This window comes from Desulfoscipio gibsoniae DSM 7213, from assembly GCF_000233715.2.
Taxonomy (GTDB): Bacteria; Bacillota; Desulfotomaculia; order Desulfotomaculales; family Desulfallaceae; genus Sporotomaculum; species Sporotomaculum gibsoniae.
Map to the genome: position 1 here is coordinate 240,374 of NC_021184.1, position 22,177 is coordinate 262,550.

At 49.0% G+C, this 22,177-nt stretch carries 16 protein-coding genes and 2 riboswitches; of the genes, 12 read left to right on the forward strand and 4 right to left on the reverse strand.

The genetic code is table 11. From position 1 onward, the window contains the following. Positions 1 to 71: 71 nt before the first annotated feature. From DESGI_RS01280 to DESGI_RS01335, 12 genes are all read left to right on the forward strand, one after another. The gene (locus tag DESGI_RS01280; protein WP_006522959.1) at positions 72 to 2,813 is read left to right on the forward strand and encodes a molybdopterin-dependent aldehyde oxidoreductase; all 2,742 of its coding nucleotides are present in this window, start codon (positions 72 to 74) and stop codon (positions 2,811 to 2,813) included. A 396-nt stretch (positions 2,814 to 3,209) separates the two neighbouring features. Further along, a riboswitch (molybdenum cofactor riboswitch) is annotated at positions 3,210 to 3,328 on the forward strand. A 123-nt stretch (positions 3,329 to 3,451) separates the two neighbouring features. Beyond that, positions 3,452 to 3,571, forward strand: a riboswitch (molybdenum cofactor riboswitch). Positions 3,572 to 3,751: 180 nt separating this feature from the next. Further along, complete coding sequence (locus DESGI_RS01285) at positions 3,752 to 4,777, forward strand: molybdopterin-binding protein (RefSeq protein WP_015617894.1); 1,026 nt, start codon at positions 3,752 to 3,754, stop codon at positions 4,775 to 4,777. Between the two features lie 58 nt (positions 4,778 to 4,835). Next, positions 4,836 to 7,613: a molybdopterin-dependent aldehyde oxidoreductase gene (locus DESGI_RS01290; RefSeq protein WP_006522957.1), complete on the forward strand. Its 2,778-nt coding sequence runs from the start codon at positions 4,836 to 4,838 to the stop codon at positions 7,611 to 7,613. A 379-nt stretch (positions 7,614 to 7,992) separates the two neighbouring features. After that, positions 7,993 to 10,317 (forward strand): pyridine nucleotide-disulfide oxidoreductase/dicluster-binding protein, encoded by a 2,325-nt coding sequence (locus DESGI_RS01295; RefSeq protein WP_006522956.1) that lies wholly within the window; start codon positions 7,993 to 7,995, stop codon positions 10,315 to 10,317. A gap of 147 nt (positions 10,318 to 10,464) precedes the next feature. Further along, positions 10,465 to 10,674: a DVU_1557 family redox protein gene (locus DESGI_RS01300; protein WP_006522955.1), complete on the forward strand. Its 210-nt coding sequence runs from the start codon at positions 10,465 to 10,467 to the stop codon at positions 10,672 to 10,674. Between the two features lie 94 nt (positions 10,675 to 10,768). Further along, a complete protein-coding gene (gene trsM, locus DESGI_RS01305; RefSeq protein WP_006522954.1) occupies positions 10,769 to 11,530 on the forward strand; it encodes a DVU_1556 family methyltransferase in 762 nt (253 codons plus the stop codon). Beyond that, complete coding sequence (locus DESGI_RS01310; protein ID WP_006522953.1) at positions 11,523 to 11,978, forward strand: DVU_1555 family C-GCAxxG-C-C protein; 456 nt, start codon at positions 11,523 to 11,525, stop codon at positions 11,976 to 11,978. The genes trsM and DESGI_RS01310 overlap by 8 nt, the downstream gene beginning before the upstream one ends. Further along, entirely contained in the window at positions 11,971 to 13,365 is a 1,395-nt protein-coding gene (gene trsS / locus DESGI_RS01315; RefSeq protein ID WP_006522952.1) for a radical SAM (seleno)protein TrsS, read from the forward strand. The genes DESGI_RS01310 and trsS overlap by 8 nt, the downstream gene beginning before the upstream one ends. A 5-nt stretch (positions 13,366 to 13,370) precedes the next feature. Then, entirely contained in the window at positions 13,371 to 14,720 is a 1,350-nt protein-coding gene (locus tag DESGI_RS01320) for a DVU_1553 family AMP-dependent CoA ligase (protein ID WP_006522951.1), read from the forward strand. An 81-nt stretch (positions 14,721 to 14,801) separates the two neighbouring features. Further along, complete coding sequence (locus DESGI_RS01325) at positions 14,802 to 15,851, forward strand: XdhC family aldehyde oxidoreductase maturation factor (protein ID WP_006522950.1); 1,050 nt, start codon at positions 14,802 to 14,804, stop codon at positions 15,849 to 15,851. Further along, a complete protein-coding gene (locus DESGI_RS01330; protein ID WP_006522949.1) occupies positions 15,848 to 17,011 on the forward strand; it encodes a DVU_1551 family NTP transferase in 1,164 nt (387 codons plus the stop codon). Before DESGI_RS01325 ends, DESGI_RS01330 begins: the two co-directional genes overlap by 4 nt. Continuing rightward, entirely contained in the window at positions 16,983 to 17,600 is a 618-nt protein-coding gene (locus tag DESGI_RS01335; RefSeq protein ID WP_006522948.1) for a histidine phosphatase family protein, read from the forward strand. The genes DESGI_RS01330 and DESGI_RS01335 overlap by 29 nt, the downstream gene beginning before the upstream one ends. Positions 17,601 to 18,085: 485 nt before the next feature. On the opposite strand, the gene DESGI_RS01340 is transcribed toward DESGI_RS01335, so the two are convergent. From DESGI_RS01340 to modA, 4 genes are all read right to left on the reverse strand, one after another. After that, positions 18,086 to 18,823 (reverse strand): Rossmann-like domain-containing protein, encoded by a 738-nt coding sequence (locus tag DESGI_RS01340; protein ID WP_006522947.1) that lies wholly within the window; start codon positions 18,821 to 18,823, stop codon positions 18,086 to 18,088. A gap of 220 nt (positions 18,824 to 19,043) precedes the next feature. Beyond that, positions 19,044 to 20,060 carry an ABC transporter ATP-binding protein gene (locus DESGI_RS01345; RefSeq protein ID WP_006522946.1) on the reverse strand — a complete coding sequence of 339 codons (1,017 nt, stop codon included), beginning with the start codon at positions 20,058 to 20,060 and terminating at the stop codon, positions 19,044 to 19,046. Then, positions 20,057 to 20,794: an ABC transporter permease gene (locus tag DESGI_RS01350; protein ID WP_245561141.1), complete on the reverse strand. Its 738-nt coding sequence runs from the start codon at positions 20,792 to 20,794 to the stop codon at positions 20,057 to 20,059. Before DESGI_RS01350 ends, DESGI_RS01345 begins: the two co-directional genes overlap by 4 nt. 59 nt (positions 20,795 to 20,853) lie before the next feature. Further along, the gene (modA, locus tag DESGI_RS01355; RefSeq protein WP_006522944.1) at positions 20,854 to 21,675 is read right to left on the reverse strand and encodes a molybdate ABC transporter substrate-binding protein; all 822 of its coding nucleotides are present in this window, start codon (positions 21,673 to 21,675) and stop codon (positions 20,854 to 20,856) included. Positions 21,676 to 22,177: the final 502 nt, after the last annotated feature.

Genomic DNA, 22,177 nt, shown 5'->3' on the forward strand with positions numbered 1-22,177 from the left:
ATTGGTAAGTATTCAGCGGGTGTTTTGGTGGCTGTGAGATATTGACAATTAATTAGCGAGGTGGTAATGGAATGCATAAAAAAGAACTTAATATTAACTCCTGTCCTGTGACTGTATTTGTACACCCGGATGATACGTTGGCCGATGTGTTGCGTGGCCAGCTAAACTTGACGGGTACTAAAGTTGGATGCGGCCAGGGTACCTGCGGTGCTTGTTCGGTTTTAATGAACGGCCGGGTAATTAGATCATGCGTTACAAAAATGAAGCGCGTGCCTGATGGGGCATCTATTGTGACCATTGAAGGGATTGGTACCCCGGCAAATTTGCATGCGTTGCAGCTGGCTTGGATAGTCTACGGAGGGGCGCAATGTGGTTATTGTACTCCCGGCTTCATTGTTTCGGCCAAGGGGTTACTTGATCAGAACCCAAACCCCACCAGGGATGAGGTTCGGGATTGGTTCCAAAAGCACCGCAACGCATGCCGTTGTACCGGTTACAAGCCACTGGTGGATGCCGTTATGGATGCGGCCAGGGTGCTGCGGGGCGAAATCAGTATGGAGGACTTAAGTTTTAAAATACCTGAAGACGGTAGAATATTCGGCACTGCATACCCTCGTCCCACAGCACTGGCCAAGGTGACGGGGACTTGCGATTACGGGGCTGACCTGGGGCTAAAACTACCGTCCGATACGCTGCACCTTGCCATTGCCCAGGCCAAAGTGTCGCACGCCAATATAATTTCCATTGATACGTCAGAAGCCGAGCAAATGCCAGGTGTTTACCGCGTACTTACTCACCAAGACGTACAAGGGAATAACCGTATTTTTGGATTTGTACTGTACCCGTGGAGTAAAAATGACGGTTACGACCGTCCCATATTATGTGATGAAAAAATATTTCAATACGGGGACGCTATAGCCATGGTTTGCGCAGATACCGAAGATCATGCCCGGGCAGCGGCGGAAAAGGTCAAGATAGAGTATGAGAAGCTGCCCGCTTACATGAATGCCTTGGATGCTGCCGCTGAGGACGCTATGGAAATCCACCCCGGCACACCCAACGTGTTTTTTGAGCAGCCAGTGATGAAGGGGGAAGATACTGCACCAATTATGACGGCGGCCGATTATGTCGTAGAGGATAGTTTTTACGTTCAGCGCCAGCCGCACATGCCCATTGAGCCCGATGTGGGGTTTGCCTATTTGGATGATGAGGGACGGGTAACCATCCATTCCAAGTCCATTACCCTACATGCACACCACAGGATGCTATATGAAGGACTTGGGATTGAGCCGGAAAAATTGCGGCTAGTACAAAACCCCATGGGGGGCAGTTTCGGCTACAAGCTGAGCCCCACTATGGAAGCTTTGTTGGCAGTGGCTTGCATAGCCACCGGCAGACCGGTGTTTATGCGCTATAATTACTATCAGCAAATAACTTATACGGGTAAGCGGTCGCCTTTCTTTATCAACCTCAAGCTAGCGGCGGATAAAAATGGTAAGCTTTTAGCCATGGAGCACGATTTTCTTATTGATCACGGAGCTTACTCTGAGTTTGGTGACCTGCTCACTGTGAAGGGGGCCCGCTGTATAGGTGCCGGTTATCATATCCCCAACATCCGCGCCCTGGGCCGGTGTACATTCACCAACCATGCCTTTGGTTCTGCTTTCCGGGGCTATGGTTCTCCGCAAAGTGAGTTCGCCAGTGAAGTGCTGATTGATAAACTAGCTGAAAAAGTGGGTATGGATCCCCTGGAATTTCGCTATATAAATGTCTACCGCCCTGGTAGTACCACTCCCAGCGGCTGTGAGTTGGATGTCCATCCCTTCCCGGGATTATTAGATATGCTCCGGCCCAAGTATAAAGATGCTTTACAAAGGGCCAAGCAAGAAGTCTCGCTTGACAAGAGGCGGGGCGTAGGCATTGCCATCGGTACGTATAACGTGGGCCGTGACAGTGCGGACGTATCCGAGGCGGCTGTGGAGTTAAATCCGGACGGTACCATCACCGTTTTCAATACCTGGGAAGACCACGGTCAGGGGGGGGATATTGGAACCCTGGCCACGGCTCACGAAGCCCTGCGGCCATTAGGTATCGGGGTGGAAAAAATAAAACTGGTGATGAATGATACCGCTACTTGTCCCAACAGCGGGCCGGCGGCGGCCAGCCGCAGCCAGTTTATGACTGGCCGGGCTATTGTGGATGCCTGCGAAAAACTGCTCGGCGCTATGCAAAAGCCCGATGGGTCTTACCGTAATTATGATGACATGGTGGCAGAGAATATTCCCACCAAGTATATGGGGAGCTATTCTACAGCCCACCTGTGCAGCCGTATTGATCCTCAGACAGGCCAGTTTAATCCAGTGGTTACTTATATGTACGGCGTCTTTATGGCCGAGGTGGAGGTGGATATGCAAACTGGTAAAACCAAGGTACTTAAAATGATTATGCTGGCCGATGTGGGTAAACACGCCAATAAGCTGGCGGTAGACGGGCAGTTATACGGCGGCCTGGCCCAGGGTATTGGGCTGGCGTTAAGTGAAGATTTTGAGGATCTGGATAAACACACCAACATGATTGCCTGTGGATTCCCCTATATCAAGGATGTACCAGATGATCTGGAGCTGGGTTACACTGAAATTCCGCGGCAGGAAGGGCCCTTCGGGGCTGCAGGTTGCGGTGAACTGCCTACGACTGCCCCCCATGCCGCTATCATTAATGGTATTTACAACGCCTGCGGGGTGCGCATCACCCACCTCCCGGCAAGGCCGGAAAAGGTATTGGCAGGAATAAACAAGCTGGCGGAGCAGAAGTAATATTTCGCATATAAGGATATAGAAATATTATAGCACAGTAAAATCAGGTTGTGTTTGTCAGAGCATAACCTGATTTTTATCTGATAAAAATATAGGCCCGGCATAGTTTTTGCGCTTTATAATGACAAGTTATATTATGTAGAAATATAGAGTCTTATAATTATTAAACACTTTACTGGATCTGATTATAAGTTTTAAACCAAGATTGCCAGCAATAAATACGTATCTTTTTAATGCAACTGTATCAAAGTGGAACTGCACAGTGGTCATATTTGAGACAGGTATGGAACTCATGTAAAAGTCTTAGTATAATAAAAATAACATTTTGTACAGTCATATTGTGTTTTTGTAAAATTAGCATGGATTTTGCTTGTATTAACATTAAACAATATCAATAACTTATAATTGCTCCGAGCTATGTTATCTAAGGTAGCAGCTATGATAGCCTGGCCGATAGGGTTTGTCGGGAAACCGGCGGGCCTCCCAATGCGGAAAGGAGTACAGTATGTGCTTGGTCATGCCGGGGTGCTGTATTTTTTCGCACTCCGGTTTATTTTTGACGCTTGAGCGTTGGTAATTACAGTAGGCGGGCTATTAGTTGCGATTTTATCGATTCTATAGGTATTGTTTAACATTGTCAATTGCATATGCTCCGAGTCAGGTTTGTCTAAGGTAACAGCTATGATGGCCTGGCCGATAGGGTTTGTCGGGAAACCGGCAGGCCTCCCAACGCGGAAAGGAGTACAGTATAATACTTTGGTCTTAAAAGGCCGGGGTGCTGTATTTTTACTGCATTCCGGTCTTTTTTATTGTTTTAGGTTTATGTTTTAGGTGTTTATGCCTGGCTGTTTTTAGGACGAGGGTAATTGATAAGTTGTTGAAGGTGCGGCAGTAAGGGTTTTAATTTTTTGCGTGCGCTTGTGAAAGGGGCTGTAATCATGAAATCTGTACCGGTACAGGAGGCGGTAGGGATGGTGCTTTGCCACGACCTCACCCTAATTGTCCCCGGCAAGTTTAAAAAACCGCTATTTAAAAAGGGACATGTTGTTAAGCCTGAGGATATTCCCAGTCTGTTGGATATTGGCAAAGAGCATCTCTATGTTTGGGAAATGCGTGAAGGAGTTCTGCACGAAAATGAGGCTGCGATGCGCATGGCCACGGCAGCAGCCGGTAATGGTGTTACCCTAACGGAACCTAGTGAAGGAAAGGTTAGCTTGCTGGCCGCAGAAGACGGATTGTTAAAAATCAATACCGGCGCTTTGTTTGCGATTAATGAGCGGGAACAGGTTATGTTTGCCACCCTGCACTCAAACCAGCTGGTTAAAAAGAATAAGATTGTGGCCGGTACGCGCATTATTCCGCTGGTTATAGAAGAGAAAATTATTACTGGCATAGAGCATATCTGCCGGGAATGTTTTCCCCTGGTTGAGATAAAACCCTTAAGACCCATGCGGGTCGGGCTGGTAACCACAGGCAGCGAAGTGTACAAAGGGCGCATCCAGGATAAGTTTGGGCCGGTAGTGACAGCTAAACTGGCCGAGTGGGGCGGCGAAGTTACCAGGCGGATTTTAGTGTCCGACAGTATAGATATGATTGTAGTGGCTATCAAGGAACTAATGGAAGAGGGGGTCGATATGATCCTGGTTACCGGTGGTATGTCGGTGGATCCCGATGATGTAACGCCGGCGGGCGTGGTTGCCGCCGGGGGGCGCATTGTTAGCTATGGGGCACCTGCTCTGCCGGGGGCCATGTTTATGATGGCTTATATTGATGAACTGCCTGTAATGGGCTTGCCCGGGTGTGTTATGTATCACAGAAGCAGTATATTTGATTTAATAGCGCCGCGGGTTTTGGCTGGTGAAGTGATTACCCGCAGGGATATTATTTCCCTGGGTTATGGCGGTCTTTGTTCCAACTGTCGTGAGTGCCGTTATCCTGATTGCGGCTTTGGCAAAGGTATTTAACAATATTTTTAAACAACGTGTTACAACAAGTAAACATTTAATATAAGGAGATGAATTAATGCTTAAGAAAAGAGTTAACATTAACGGTGCCAGTATGACTTTGGTTGCTGATCCGGAAACTGCTTTGGCGGATGTTCTTCGCGGGCAGCTGCATCTGACCGGTACCAAGATTGGCTGCGGCAAGGCCCAGTGCGGTGCCTGTTCGGTCATTATGAACGGCAAAGTTATCCTGTCCTGTGTCACCAAGATGAAAAAGGTTCCCGATGATGCTATTATTACCACTATTGAAGGCATTGGCACCCCCACCAACCTGCATGCTCTGCAGTTGGCCTGGGTCAAACACGGTGCCGCCCAGTGCGGTTTTTGTGCATCCGGCTTTATTGTCTCCGCCAAGGCCCTGCTTGACGAAAATCTCAATCCGACTAGGGAAGAGGTACGTACCTGGTTCCAGAAGCATAAGAATGTTTGCCGCTGCACGGGGTATAAGCCCCAGGTAGACGCGGTGATGGACGCCGCCCGCCTGATGCGCGGCGAAATAACCGTGGCTGATTTAAGCTTCCAAATGCCGGCCGATGGTAAAATTTTAGGCACCGATTACCCGCGTCCTTCGGCTGTGGGCAAGGTTACCGGCACCATTGATTACGGCGCTGACTTCGGCCTCAAAATGCCGCCCGGTACTCTGCAGCTTAAACTGGTTCAGGCTCAGGTTTCCCACGCTAAGATTTTATCCATCGATACATCCGAAGCTGAAAAAATGCCCGGTGTTTACAAAGTTGTCACGCACAAAGACGTTAAAGGCAAAAATCGCGTCAACGGCCTAAACTTCCCGAACAATAAGGGAGACAGCTATGACCGGCCCATCCTGTGCGACGAAAAGGTTTTCCAGTATGGTGACGCCATTGCCATTGTTTGCGCCGATACCGAAGCACATGCTCAGGCCGCAGTGGAAAAAGTCAATGTGGAATTGGAAGTGCTGCCGGCTTACATGAGTGCACCTGCCGCCATGGAGCCCGACGCCATAGAAATTCACCCCGGAACTCCGAACGTTTACTTTAAGCAGGAAAACATAAAGGGCGAAGATACCGCGCCGCTGATGGAAAAAGCAGATGTTGTGGTATCCATGGAAGACCTGTTTGTTGGCCGCCAGCCTCACCTGCCCATTGAGCCGGATGTTGCCGCTGCTTATTATGACGACAACGGTAACTTGCAAATTTTATCCAAGAGCATTGGTTTGGATATACACGCGCTTATGATTGGCGAAGGACTTGGTCTAGAGGCCGGAAAAAATCTGTTCCTGTCTCAGTTCTCGGGTGTGGGCGGCACCTTTGGCTATAAGTTCAGTCCCACCATTGAAGCGCTGGTAGGGGTCGCATGTATGGCTACCGGTAGACCTGTTTTCCTGAACTTTAACTATTACCAGCAAATTACTTATACCGGCAAGCGGTCGCCGTTCTTTATGGACGTTAAGTTTGGTGCCAACAAAGATGGCAAGATTATCGCTCTGGAACATAACTATGCTGTCGACCACGGCCCATACTCCGAGTTTGGTGATCTCCTCACCTTGCGGGGTGCTCAGTTCATTGGTGCGGGTTATGGTATACCAAACATCAAGGGAGTTGGCTATACGGTTTGCACCAATCATGGCTGGGGTTCCGCCTTTAGAGGTTACGGTTCGCCCCAAAGCCTTTTTGCCTCCGAGACTTTAATAGACGTTCTGGCCGAAAAATTAGGCATGGATCCGCTGGAACTGCGCTATATTAACGCATACCGTCCCGGCGACACCAACCCTTCCGGTCATGATCCTGAAGTATATTCCTTGCCCGCATTAATCGACGCGATTCGGCCCAAGTACCAGGCTGCTCTGGAGAAGGCTAAAGCGCTTTCCACGCCGGAGAAAAAGCGTGGTGTTGGCGTGTCTGTCGGTGTCTATGGTTGTGGGCTGGACGGCGTAGACAGTGCTGAAGTATGGGTGGAATTGTTGGCTGACGGTAGGGTTCAGGTGAGCACCAACTGGCAGGACCATGGTCAGGGTGCTGATATGGGTCTTTTGGCTACCTCCCATGAAGTCTTACGGCAAATGGGCATCAAGCCTGAGCAAATTAAGCTGGTTATGAACGATATGAACTTAGCTCCAGCCGGCGGACCGGCCGGCGGCAGCCGCTCCCAGGTGGTCATTGGTAACAGCGCCGTAAACGGCTGCGAACAGCTGGTCAACGCTTTGAAGAAAGACGATGGGACTTACATGACCTATGACGAAGCAGTGACCAAAGGCATACCACTCAAATATGTAGGCAAGTGGAGCACAGCTGCAGATAACTGCACAGCCTGCGATGAAAAAGGTCAAGGTAAACCCTTTGCCATATACATGTACGGTGTCTTCCTGGCGGAAGTGGAGGTGGATACCAAGACCGGCAAGGCTCAGGTCGCAGGTATGACCATGGCTGCCGACGTCGGCGAAGTTATTAATAAGACAGTTGTTGACGGGCAAATCTACGGTGGTTTGGCCCAGGGCATTGGCCTTGCGCTTACCGAAGATTTCGAAGATCTGAAGAAGCACACCAGCATGGCTGCCTGCGGTATCCCTTACGTCAAGGACGTTCCTGATAATATAGAAATTATCTACGTGAACCACCAGCGTAAACATGGCCCGCACGGTGCTTCCGGTGTGGGTGAACTGCCGCTGACCTCACCGCATGCTGCTATTTGTAACGCTATTTACAATGCTTGCGGTGTGCGGATCACACAGCTCCCGGCCCTGCCGAAGAAGATACTGGCCGGTTTACAGGGTAAAGAAATCCCGGTGGTCAAACGGCCCATTAAAAACCCAGCTTATTAGATACTAGGAAAAAAGGATATTCCTGAAGTAAACTTGGTTAGTTCAAAAAGAAAGGGGACATACCTGCTGAAGTTTGGGTATTTTTTTGAAAAAGGTAAGGGATACACCTGCTGGAGCTAGGGTATTTCTTTGGGGACAGGAATGTCCCCAACTAATGGAAGTCTCTAACTAATGCAGACAAGCAGTGCTGAATTCTCTAAATAGCATCTTCTAAGATTCGGGTGGGGTTTAACCCCACCTGAATCAAGGAATGTTTTATTTATGAATTAAAAATTTAAATTTTACTAATGAGACAATTTGCCTAAAATGAACTTACCTTATCCCTGCTTTTAGTTCGTTTTAGGTTGCTTGTGTTTTATAGTGGAAATGGTGGGGTAAAATGGATCAAAAACGGATAATTGAATTTGAAGAAAAATGTACCCAGGAGCACCCCCCGGCTTGTATGACAGCCTGTCCCGTTCATGTGGATGTAAGAAGTTTTGTGGCGGAAATAAAGGCTGGAAATTTTGATCAGGCATGGCAGATTTTCAGTAAAACCGTTCGTTTTCCCGGGATTATTGGTCGTGTCTGCGACCATCCCTGTCAGGCTGCCTGCAAGCGGCAGGAGGCAGGAGACGCCATCTCCATAGCTGCTTTGGAGAAAGCCTGCGTTGAAATGAATTCCGCCCCGCCAGTTAAGCTTACCATATCCTCAAAAAAAGATAAGCGGGTGGCGGTGGTTGGCGGAGGGCTGAGCGGTTTGGGGGCAGCCGTTGACCTGGCCGGAAAGGGCTACAGTATAGTGATTTTCGAGGCCACTGATCGTTTAGGAGGCAGACTGTGGGAAATACCGGCGGAGGTTTTACCGCGGCAGATTATTCAGGAAGATACCGCTGTACTGGATTCCCTTGATGTAGAAATTCAGTTTAACACCACAGTGGGGCAAACACTTTCCATTATGGATTTGTGCCGCGAATTTGATGCAGTTTATCTGGGCTCCGGGAAGATTGCCTTGGACATTCCCGGCTTGAATTTAAACCGGGAGGGGCTGATTATTGTTGACCCGGTTACCCTGGCCACCGGACTGGATGGAGTTTTTGCCGGGGGCGGCCTGCTGCGCGGGTCCGGGTATTCGCCCATTGGTTCCCTTTCCGACGGCAGACGGGCCGCCATATCCATTGACCGTTACCTTCAGCAGGTGTCACTGACCGCTGCCCGTGAAAATGAGGGGCCTTACCGGACCAGACTTTTTACCGGCACCAAGGGGGCTAAGCCGCTTCCTGCTGTTGTACCGGCCAATCTTGCCCTGGGATACACCCGGGAGGAAGCTATCATGGAAGCCGGGCGCTGCCTTGTGTGCCAGTGTTTGGAGTGCGTGAAAGCCTGCCCCTACCTGGACCATTTTAAAGCTTATCCTAAAAAGTATGTTCGCCAAATTAGCCATAACCTTAAAATGATCATGGGGCTGCACGAAGCCAACACTTTAATAAATTCCTGCAGCCTGTGCGGCCTTTGCCAGGAGGTTTGCCCGGAAAGTTTTAACATGGCGGACCTGTGCCGGGAAGCCCGAAGTGAGATGTTTAAAAAAGGGAAAATGCCGCCTTCCACCCATGATTTTCCCATCCGAGACATGGATTTCAGCAATAGTGAGCTATGTATGCTGACCCGCCACCAACCGGGTTACGAGTCAAGCAGCCACATCTTTTTCCCGGGATGCCAGTTAAGCGCTTCCAAGCCTGACCATGTGATCAAGGCTTATGCTGATTTGACGGAGCGGGTTACCGGAGGGGTTGGCCTGATGTTGCGCTGTTGCGGCGCCCCGGCGGAATGGTCCGGGCGAACCGAGCTGTTTCAGACGGGGCTGCACGAAATAAAGAATCAGTGGCAGGAAATGGGGAGACCGGGCCTGATTTTGGCCTGTTCCACATGCTATCAGATGTTTAAGAAGTACTTACCCGAGATTGATATTGTATCTCTATGGGAATTATATGACCAAATTGGCCTGCCGGAGATTGCTGTGTCGCAAAAGCCGGGGTTGGTGGCTGTGCAGGACGCTTGTACTACCAGGCATGAAAAACATGTCCACCAAAGCGTCAGAAATATATTACAAAAGCTCGGTATCGAAATTGAAGAATTACCGACCAGTCGCGAAACAACGGAATGCTGTGGATACGGAGGTTTGATGTCGTTTGCCAACCGAAAACTGGCGGATGATACCATCAGGCGGCGTATCGACGAAAGCCCTGCCGATTATGTGGCCTACTGCGCCATGTGCCGGGATAATTTTGCAGCTAAGGGTAAAAAGACATACCACCTCCTGGATTTGATTTATGGTGAGGCAGACATGATCTCGGCAGCGAAACGAGGGCCGGGCTATTCACAGAGGCGTGAAAACAAAGCCAGGCTTAAAAATACAATGCTCAAGGAAGTTTGGGGGGATAAGTTGGCGGTGGAGCAAAGCTCGTATGAAGCAATCAATTTGATTATTCCCGACGAAGTGAGCGAAATCATGGAGGATCGCCTGATCTTGAAGGAAGATGTTCAGAAAGTGATAGAACATGCCGAAGGGACGGGCCAAAAACTATTAAATCGCAATAACGGTCATGTTATGGCCTGTCACAGGCCGGTAAGCGTTACTTATTGGGTGGAGTATACCCGGCAGGAGGACGGGTTTGTTGTCCATAATGTTTACTCGCACCGGATGAAAGTAGAAGGTAATAGTTAAGGAAAAGGAATACACCTCCAGTTAATGAAAGGGGACACACCTCCTTCGGAGGAATGTCCCCAATGTATGAATGTCCCCAATGTATGAATGTCTCTAACATGTGAATATTCCCAACATATGAATGTCCCCAATTAAGGATGTGAAAAAGTGGCTGGTAAAGATACGCAGGCGGAAGGTGTTTTTGAGTGTCTTAAATGCAATATGCCGATGGAGTCGGGCAAGGTTACGGTATCCTATATGGGCAGTGATTTTCCGGTGGAATTGTTAAAATGTAAAAAATGCGGGTTTGTCTTAATTACAGAGGAACTGGCCCTGGGTAAGATGCTGGAAGTGGAAAAAACTTTGGAAGACAAATAATTTGAGGGGACATTCCTTTCCTGAGTATGTATAAAAGTTGCGATAATTGATAGTAGGAAGGTGTGTCTCCTTTTCTACTGAAGGAGTGAGGGTAGTGCATTCTACTGTATCGTGCCCGCTGTACGAGGGTAGACCGATCCGGGATGTGACTGGAGATGCCATCAGGCCGGGCGGGTTTATAATCACGGACCGGGCACTTGCTTTTTGTTCCTTTGCTGCCGGGGCCAGGGTTTTGGATGTGGGCTGCGGCGTTGGTGCCACGGTGGAGCATTTGATATGCAATTACCATCTGGATGCCGTCGGGGTGGATCCCTCCCCTGTGCTGCTGGAGCAAGGCCGCCGGAGGCATCCCGGCCTGCCGCTTGTGGAGGCGGCCGGAGAAAGTTTACCCTTCGGGGATGGAGAAATGGACGGTGTTTTTGCGGAATGCACTCTTTCCGTGATGAAAAGCCCGGACAAGGCTTTGGCGGAATTCTACCGGGTATTGAAGGACGCCGGGTGGTTGGTGATTACCGATGTTTACGCCCGTAACCCGGCGGGGGTGGATGAGCTGCGTAAACTTCCTTTGACCGGCTGTTTGACCGGTGCTATGTCCGTCCAGACACTGATCCAAAAAATTAGCGCCCGGGGTTTTGAAGTTGTCTTATGGGAAGATCATTCCAGGCTTTTGGGTGAGCTAACCGCCAGGTTAATCCTGGCCCATGGTTCCATGGCCATGTTCTGGGGCTGTGTGTCCGATAAGTCCATTTCCTGTGAGGAGATTCAAAATACAGTTCAAAAAGCCCGGCCGGGGTATGTTTTAGTCCTGGCTAAAAAGCCCGGTAGCAGTAAGGAGGGAAATTGTCGCCATGACTAATGAACTAATGCGCATGCTGGAATTGCACCGCCAGGGGTTTAACTGCAGCCAGATACTGCTTGCCCTTGGCCTGGAAAGCCGGGGTGAAGATAATCCCGGCTTGATCCGGTCCATGACAGGCCTGGGCGGCGGGTTGGGGTTTTCCGGTAAAACTTGTGGCGCGCTTACCGGCGGCGTCTGCCTGCTGAGTTTGTACGCTGGCAGGGGAACGCCGGAGGAAAAGGAACACGATGAGTTTTTGCTGATGGTCGATGAGCTGGTGCAATGGTTTGAAGGGGAAATCGGCCAGGCTTATGGTGGAATTAACTGTGGGGATATCCTGGGCGAAGACCTGGCGGAAAAAATCGTTTCTCCCAGGTGCAGCAGTATTGTTATTGAAACCTACAACAAGGTTAAGGAAATTATGCTTACCCACGGGGTCGGCTTGGCTGGTGAAAAAGATGACTGATGCAGGGCATGTTCTCTCGGTAACGGAAAGTCTTTGCCCTTATTGCCTGAGTAAAATCCCGGCCAGGCGGGTGGCGCGGGGAGATGAGGTGTTTTTGGAAAAGGACTGCCCGGAGCACGGGAGTTTTAGTGTACCGGTATGGCGTGGCCGGCCGCTTTTTCAGTCCTGGGTAAGACCGAAAATTCCGGCTGATATAAAAGTCCCTCTAACCCGGGTTGAGCGTGGTTGTCCCTTTGATTGCGGCCTTTGTCCCGACCACCGCCAGCATACCTGTACTGCGGTGCTGGAAGTAACCGGCCGCTGCAATTTGCGCTGCTCTTTTTGTTTTGCCGATTCCGGGGAGGTTACCCCGGACCCCGACCTGGAAACCGTCAGGGGCTGGTACCAGCGTCTCCTGGACGTTGGGGGGCCATATAATATCCAGCTTTCCGGCGGTGAGCCCACCATGCGGGATGATTTACCGGAACTGGTTTCCATGGGGCGGGACATGGGCTTTGGCTTTATTCAGCTCAACACCAATGGCCTGAGGTTGAGCCGTGAGCCGCAGTTTCTGGAAGATTTGAAACAGGCCGGGCTTGCCTCTTTATTTCTTCAGTTTGACGGGACGCAAGAGGAAATATATCGTAAACTGAGGGGCGGCGATTTTTTGGCCGCCAAGCTGGAAACAATTCGGCTGTGCGGGGAGTTGGGCATTGGAGTGATTCTGGTGCCTACCGTGGTTCCGGGTGTTAATGACCATAATCTTGGCAGTATCATCGACCTGGCCCTGGAATGGTTGCCGGTGGTGCGGGGGGTGCATTTCCAACCCGTTAGCTACTTCGGGCGTTATCCCCAGCCGCCGTCGGACCGGATGCGCATTACCCTGCCGGAAGTTATTAGTAATATTGAACATCAAACGGCCGGCCGGATTAAAATAGAAAATTTCCGTCCGCCGGGTTGTGAAAACGCCCTGTGCTCATTTCACGGCAACTTCATTTTAATGCCGGATGGAGGGCTAATGGCCACTAGCAGGCATGACCCCGCCCGGCAAGCGTCAAGTTGCTGCTGCACGCCGGAGCTGGCGGTTGATGGGTCAAGGAAAGCGAGGAAATTTGTAGCGAACCACTGGTCGGCAATTCAGCTATTGCCAAGCCGGCAAGCAGGCAGTTGTAAATGCGGTGGCGTTGAGCAAAATGAACAACCGGATAGTATGGATTTATTCTTGGAAAGGGCTAAAACCCATACTTTCTGCATTTCGGGCATGGCTTTTCAGGATGTGTGGAACATTGACCTGGAACGGGTTAAGGACTGCTGTATTCACACGGTTTCTCCCGACGGGAAGCTTATCCCTTTTTGTGCCTATAACCTTACGGATAATCAGGGCAGATCCATCTACAGGGGGCGGTAGGCGGTTTGATTAGCAAAACACCTTTGGAACAGTGGATTTTCAATAAAATAACAGGTAGAGCCGGGGAGTCAGGGAGGCTGACCCCTGCTCTGATCGAAGACTATCAGCTGATGAAGTTACAGGAAACCATCGCTCTGGCCCGTGAAAAAAGCTCCTTTTATCGGCATGCTTTGGGCTGTTTCCCTGCGGATAAAATCAGTTCATTAAAAGATTTGCAAAGTCTCCCTTTTACAACGGCAAATGATATCAGCCAAAATCCATTGCGGTTTTTATGCTGTTCCCAGGATGAAATAAAGCGGGTGGTCACCCTGGAAAGCTCCGGCACTACGGGCTTGCCCAAAAGGATTTTTTTTACGGCTGCCGATCAGGAGCTGACGAAAGATTATTTTCACCATGGCATGACCGTTATTGCCCGGCCGGGTGATAAGGTGCTGATCCTGCTTCCCTATGAGCGGCCCGGAAGCGTTGGCGATTTGTTTGCGGAAAGCGTGCGGCGCATGAATATTATGCCCGTACCGCACGGCATTATAAGGGATCCCGAATACACCCTGAAAGTAATGGCTGCAGAACAGGTAGACACTTTGTTGGGGATACCGACCCAGGTGCTGGCATTGGCTTGTCATGAACCGCCGGGTGAAAGCAAATTCCAGGTTAATATCAAAAATGTAATACTGAATACCGACCATGTTCCCCGGGCCATCGTCAATTGGATTAAAAAGAGGTGGCCTTGCCGGGTGTTCAACCACTACGCCATGACCGAAATGGGACTGGGCGGTGGGTTGGAATGCGCAGCGCTGGCGGGCTATCATATGAGAGAGGCCGACTTCATATTTGAGATAGTTAACCCCGTAACCGGTGAAGTGCTGCCGGAAGGTGCAGAGGGTGAAGTTGTTTTCACCACCTTAACTCGCAGGGGCATGCCTCTGATCCGGTATCGTACCGGAGATCTTGCCCGGTTCATCCCCGGCCCGTGTCCCTGTGGCACCGTGCTGAGGCGCATGGCCCCGGTGAAGGATCGGGTTAAAGGACGGGTTCCTTTAGCCGGGGGCGGCCTGCTCAGCATGTCCATGCTGGATGATGCTTTGTTTGCGGTAATGGGAGTGCTTGATTTTACTGCTACCATTTCATCTGGCAGCGGTGTTGACCATCTGGCCGTAAAAGCCCGGTTGGCCGGTTGGGCCGGAGAAAAAATAACGGCATCTATTCAAAAAGCGCTGCTATCCATCCCCGTGGTTGCCCAAAATATCAAGCAAGGTTCTTTGACTTTGGCACCCATTGAAGCGGACCGGTCCGGGATGCTCTGGAAACCGTCCAAGCGAATAATCCGGGATTTGCGTTCCCCAAGTAGTGCTTGATATATGAAGGAACAGCTTACCGGCGGAGTATGGCCGGTGTTGTGGAATGCCCGTCCATGGCGAATTAGAAGGAGTTAACTAATGGTTAAAATTTTTCAGGATGTTTTACGTTTACTTGAGCAGGGCGAAAGTTTTGTTTTAGCCACAATTCTAGCCAATTACGGTTCTACTCCGCGCACGGCGGGATCTAAAATGATCATCCGCCGGGATGGTTCAATTATCGGTACCATTGGCGGTGGTTTGGTAGAGGCCAAGGTTATCGAACTGGCTGCCCGGGTTATGACAGAGGGAAAAGCCCTGGTTAAAGAGTTTAATCTGAACAAAAAAATCACCGATAAGATGGACATGATCTGCGGCGGTCACCTCAGAGTACTGTTGGATTATATGAGCGCGGACAGGGTAGATTTACTGGACATTTATCGTTCGCTGGGCGATGCTATGACAGCCAGGCGGAGGGCTGTGCTGATCAGCCCCGTTCCCGACGGGGAGGTAGACGCACCCGCCGGAAGGCAGTGCCTGGTGGTTGCGGAAAGACAGCCGGTGGGCACATTTTCCCCACAACCTGCTGAAATGGATGAGCTGCTGCGCGTGGCCGAAAGCCGTTACCCGCAGGTGGTGACATTGGGGGATCGCAGTTTCCTGGTGGAACAAATCAGCAGTTATGGTACTGTCTATATTTTCGGTGCCGGCCATGTGTCACTGCAGGTGGCCCGGCTGGCTAAAACGGTGGATTTCAGCGTAGTAGTGCTTGATGACCGGCCGGAATTTGCCAACCGGAAGCGCTTTCCCGATGCCGACAGGGTGGTGGTATTGCCTACTTTGGCCGCGGATCTTGCCGACTTAGGGGTTGACGAAGATAGTTATGTGGTTATAGTAACCCGGGGCCATGCGCATGATAAAACAGTGCTGGCACGGGCGCTGCGTTCCAAAGCTTGCTATATAGGGATGATTGGCAGCAAAACCAAGCGGGATGCCATATACAATGCACTGGAAAATGAAGGTTACGATAGTGCGGAACTGGCGCTGGTGCACAGCCCCATCGGTTTGGCCATAGGTGCTCAAACACCTGAGGAAATCGCCGTGAGTATAGTGGGTGAATTAATCAAATTCAGAGCGGAGCGTATGTCATGAGCAGTGTAGCCGCAGTGGTGCTGGCGGCCGGTTACTCTTCCCGCATGGGTAAATTCAAGCCCCTTTTGCCGCTGGGAGGAACCACTGTCATGGCCAGGGCTGTAAACATATTTTTCGAGGCCGATATACGTCAGGTGCTGGTGGTGACAGGCCACCGGGCGACTGAACTGCAGCCTGTGCTGGAGGAACTGGGCCTGCCGGCTGTTTATAATCCCGATTACCGGCAGGGCATGTTTTCTTCCGTTCGCGCCGGTATAGCCGGTCTTCCACCCCGCTCGGAGGCTTTCTTTCTGCTGCCCGCCGACAATCCACTGGTAAGAGCGCAAACCGTTAAATTATTGCTGAACGCCTGGCGGAAGAACAAGGCGGGCATTGTTTACCCTTGTTTTGCCGGAAAACGGGGCCATCCCCCTTTGATTTCAAGTAAATACATTGGGGAGATCTTAAGCTGTTCGGCGGATGGTAACTTGCGGGAAATCCTTGCCCGGCACGAGGTGGATGCCCTTGATGTGGAGGTGGCCGACCGGGGAGTGCTATTGGATATGGACACGCCGGAGGATTACCGCTGTCTTTTGCAGCGTGCTGCGGCCATTGACATACCCGACCAAATGGAATGTGAGGTTATCTTTCGGTCGGCCGGTACTCCTCCCCGGGTGATCGCTCACGGCAGGGCCGTGGCGTCGTTGGCCTCATCTTTGGGCATATGTCTTAACCGGTGTGGATACGACCTGCAGCCTGCTTTAATTGAGGCGGCAGGCTTATTGCATGACGTGCGTAAAGGAATGCCGAATCATGCTGTAGCCGGTGCGGGTTTGCTGGCGTCCATGGGCTTTCCCCGGGTGGCCGGGATTGTAGCCTGTCACATGGGGGATGGTTTAAAAACCGGTGTCAGGATTGGTGAAAAAGAGCTGGTTTATTTGGCGGACAAGTTATTATGTGGTGAAAAATTAGTTACTCTTGAGCATAGATTTATGAAGTCCATGAAGCGTTTTGCCGCCGAGCCTGAAGTTCAACAAGCGGTGCGGGAGCGCTGGCAGCGGGCGGAATCAATTAAAAAAAATGTTGAGCAGGTGCTGGGAAAGCAATTGGATACGTGGCTAAAAGAATGGGACAGGAGGGTATATAAAGTCGATGTTGATTTACCTGGTGCGGCACGGTGAGATTGATACAGGCCGGCAAAAACGTTTCATTGGCCAAATTGACCTCCCGTTGACCAGCGCCGGGGTGCGGCAAGCGGAGATGTTGCGGGACCGGTTGGCGGGCATAACCCTGGCGGGTATATATTGCAGTGATCTTAGCCGTTCACTGCTAACAGCCCAAATAATCGCCGAGGTGCATTCAGTATCACCCGTGGCCGACATTGATTTACGGGAAATTTGCCTGGGTGAGTGGGAGGGGCGCAGTTTTGCAGATATGCGTCAAAAAAATCCTGCTGAATTCGCCAGGCGCGGGGCCGATATAGCAGGATACATTCCTCCCGGCGGTGAAAGTTTCTCCGCTTTTAGCTGCAGGATTATGACTGCCTTTAATCGCTTAGTGAACAGTGTTGACGGAGATCTGCTTTTGGTAGGTCATGCCGGGGTTAACCGGGTTATTATCAGTCAATTACTAGGAATGCCATTACATAACATTTTTCATATTTGTCAGGATTACGGGTGTCTGAATATCCTTTACCGGAACAACGGCGGTTACCGGTTAAAGCTGTTAAACAGCTTGGAACACATTGATCGATCCCTGTTTTGCAAATAAAGAATTCACTGTGGAAATTGTCCGTTTTTGTCCGTTGCAATAGATGGTTATTCAATAAAAGACATCCATGCCGCTTGCACGGCACCATCAGAGGATGAAAATTAGCTTAGTCTGTCATTGCGAGGAGCGAAGCGACGTGGCAATCTCATGTTGGGCTGTTTACGCAGTTTGGGATTGCTTCGCTTGTGCTCGCAATGACAGTTGAAAGCATACCGGAAGAAAAGCAACTTGAGCTTTTTCAGGATAGGTAAATTAGGCTGCCCTAGCCGGATACTCTGGCCGGAGCAGCCTTTTTTTAAAATGTACTCTTTTTAAAATGTTCAGCATGGATTCAATATTTGTAGGGGGAACTCTCTTAATGTTGCATTTTAGTCTGTATAATACATTTTATATTGCTTAAGCAGGAAGCTAAAGACAAAAAAGCTTTTTCGAAACTAATTTCCTATAGTTAGTTGAGTACGGCAATGAATGTGCTGAACAGATGTTTATGCAGACGTCGGGCAAAATCTTTTCAGACCCAGAAGATCGGCGACTCCGGCGATGGTAGTTCCATAAAAAAACACGGGCTTTTTCATTTTAATAAATGGGTCAATGGTTCCGTTTGCTATGGTGCTTCCCGTGGCAAAAACAATGTCGCTCCATGCCTCAATTTCCTGAGGGTCAATATCACCGTCTTCAATGAGGACATTGCATTTTATGTGGCCTATGTTATCGGGATCAAGGTCAAAGACTCTTGTTTCAAAGTGACCGGCCAGTTGCTCTACGATGGCGGGCTGTAGTCCTATCACAGCAATTTTGGGGTGTCCAAAGGTTTGCTTGACTAGTTGAACGGCCTGTAAACTGCATTCCTTTGGCCCGGCATCCCTACAGTGAATGGTATTGGAGGCGCGGCCAAGTTTTCTTAGTGCCGCGTTCAGTGAGGCAATAATAACCGCACGGCGAAAATTATTGGTGGCTTGCATGGTCAGAGCATTTTCCAGAGTTCCTTCGTAAAGACCGGGCATATCTGTAAACGCTTGGCCCGCAAAGCCATCAATGTTTGCCTGCATAAGCTTTTCCTTGCCCTTTTGCAGGGGGAAATCGTTTCTTTCCGGTGAACCTATGGCCTCTTGCACGGTTAGTGCTCTGCAAGTAATTTTAACAGTAGCGTCGCTTAGTTGAGGTTCTTGTAAAATGTCGTTTATATATGGCTCTAAATTCTTAAATATTGTGGGTATTTCCATATCAAGTCACTCCTTTAATATATTTAGAAAATCTGATATATGTATAATATACATTATTTGGCATGCTATTGAAGCAAGTTCTTAATTCAGGGGGAGATTCAACTCCCCCTGAATTTTAGAACTGCAAATGCATGACTTAGTTGGCGTTGTACTCCCACTTATAGAAGTGGGAGACTTACGCCAAGTTAGTCAGGTTAAAAAGTATAACGATCAGTAGAAATTATAGGCTGACGCCGGGTTGTTCCATATGTGATTCGGAGGAGCTTATATTGATGTCCTCCGGGTTGATGGACAGTTGCAGGGTATCACCCCGGGCTAAATTTAAATCTTGCCATTTGGTTAAAGGTATAATGACTTTCCAGTAACCGTTGCCGCTGCATAAAATTTCTACGTATGATCCGTTGAAAGATATACTGTCAACGAATACCGGCCAGCAATTAGGTGAACTCCGTATAATTTGCCCGTCATGACATTTAAGGCTTGCTTGTCCGGTCGGTTGGCGAGTTTTGTGGGAGGTAATGTTCTTCCTGCCGAGAAATTGTGCTGCAAATGGTGTGGCGGGGCGAAAAAATAAATCCCGGGGGGTGTCTACCTGTTCAATTTGGCCGTTTTTAATGAGTATGATTTGAGTGCCCAGATGCATGGCTTCGGTGAAATCATGGGTTACATGAATAATACCAAGTTTTTCTTTATGGTGAATTTCTTTTAATAAATTCTGTATTAAGAGGCGTGTTTGTGGATCCAACGCCGAAAGTGGTTCATCTAATAGCAGCAGGGCCGGGCGAGTTAGTAAGGCTCTGGCCAGTGATACCCGCTGTCTTTCTCCACCGCTTAAAAAATGCGGCGGCCTTTCCAGTAAATGGGTTAATCCCATTGTTTCAATAAGTTGCTCCATATACCGGAGGGTCTGCTTATCTGATTCCAACTTCCGGGCCCGGGCACCGAATAAAATATTTTCCCTGACCGATAAAAAAGGATACAGAGGGTTATCCTGATAAGCAAAACCCAGCTGCCTTTTTTCAGGTGGCAACTTGGTTATATCCTTTCCCTGCATAATTATAGCGCCTTTGTTGGGGGTGTGGTGACCGGCGATGCTTTCCAGTAAAAGGGTTTTGCCGCACCCGGTGGGACCGAGGATAACCATATAGTCATTGTGTTTAAGGTTAAAGTTAATATTTTGCAATGCGAAATTGCCTGCTTTAACGTGCAGGTTGCGCACTGTCAGTAAGTTGTTCATAAGTGCACCTCGGTTTTAGTGACAATTTTTAATATGGTTAACAGTGCCAGGGCTAATAGCAACATAATTATCGCCATAACCAGGGAGAATTGCAGGTCACCGATGGACATATTCAAAAACACAGCCACGGACAGTGTTTCGGTTTTCATTCTGACAATGCCGGCCAGCATGGCTGTTGCGCCGAACTCACCCAGTGTTCTGGCCCAAGCCATGGTAAGGCCCCCCAATAAGCCATTTTTAGCCAGCGGCAGGCTAACCCTTAAAAACACTTTTTCGGGTGGGTAGCCTAAAGTGCGGGCCATTTTTTCCAGCCGCAGGTCAATGCTGGAAAAAGCATTTTTAAAAGTTTTTATGGCGAACGGTGTAGCAATAAACCATTGGGCCACCACTACACCCCGTTCGGAAAACACTATGTCAAGGCCGATCTTGGCCAGACTATCACCAAGAATGGGTCCGAAGAGTATCAATAGCGCTACTCCGCTAACCAGGGGTGGCAGAACAATTGGTACATCCATCAGGGTATCAACCAGCACCTTGCCTGGAAAGTTATACCGGGCCAGGAGGTAACCGCATGGAATAGCCGTTAGCCCTGCCAGCAGGGTAGCCAGCACGGTTGTCCACAGGGTGAAGATAATCGCAAAGTGAAATTCCGCGTTGTGACATATATCGGTTATAGCAGTCCAATTACCATAAATAAAAAGGCCGCCGATTAATAGCAGCATGAACACTGTCATTAGTATTAAAACCAGCCAGAAAACCGCATAGTATACGTTAAAACGAGCAATTATCATGATTATTTAGTTTGAAAGCCGTATTTGGCAAATACGTCAGGACCATTTTTATACATAAAGTCAAGAAAGTCGTTGGCCAGTTCTTTATTGTTTGAGTATGTCAGCAAGGCACAGGGTATTTGCTCAGGGGCGTTTATTTCCGGGTCTATTTCCACTAAATCAAGTTTATCGCGGTTTTTATAGTAGTTGCTGTACTCGGCAATTCCTGCATCACCCTGACCCATGGTAATGGTGGTTATAACCTTGGGTACCGTTTCGACCACGGTTAGTGTATTGTTTTCAATTTCCCCGGCGATACCCAGCTCGGTGAACATTTTATAAACGGTACGTCCGATGGCAGTAGCTTCTTTGTCCGGTAACACCAGTTTCACTCCCGGTTTGGCCAGGTCGTTTATATTATGAATCTTTGCCGGATTCCCCCGAGGAACAATTATTACCGGTGTATGGTAGGCGATAGGACTTACATAATCGGCAATGTATCCTTTTTCTTGGACCTTTTGAATATAGGTAATGCCTCCGGGCATAAAAATGTCTCCGCGTTCGGTGGTTTCCAACTGGTTGATCAAAGCCCCCGCATTATTAAAAGTCATTTCCACTTTGTTGCCGGTATTCTCTTCATATTCCCTCGCTAATTCAACCACCGGCTCTTTGATGTTGGCACCTACGTAAGCAAACAACACGGCCTTATCTTTATCCGTTTGTTCAGCGGCGGAATTTTCCCCGGGGGATTCCTTCGGGCTGCCGCCGCTGCATCCGGCGAGCTGTGCCGACGCAATTAATATCATTAAAAGCACTAAAAGGTGTTTAATCGGTTTAATATTCAAATTGCTCTCCCCTTTTGTGGATGTGATTTAATAACATATACACTATTATTATGTTTGTTTTTTTGTGCTTATAAAGCGGCTGCCAATGTGTATTACATTAGAGTTATGTAAACTTTGTCGCGATATTCGCCTGCTTTGGTATGGTTGTTGCCTGATTGGTAAAGGTATGCTTTTATCAGGCAAGCGTCTATAATTATGGAAAGACATGCTAATACAAGAATCCGCACAATAATAAGCGGGAGCGAAGTGAATGCAGTTTCCAATTTATCCACCTCCTCGTCACTGGAATACCAGCTAAATATATAGTTAATTGATTATTAGTTTGTCATTGTAATAAATAACTTTACATGACTTGTCGTTGCTTTATGTTATGTTGCATTACAAAAAGCAACATAACATAACTCAGCACTAATAATAATACTAGGTAAAATCAATGTCAATAGATAATAAGTAATATAAATAAACATAAGACAATTAATAGACGACTGGTGGAGAGTTGTAT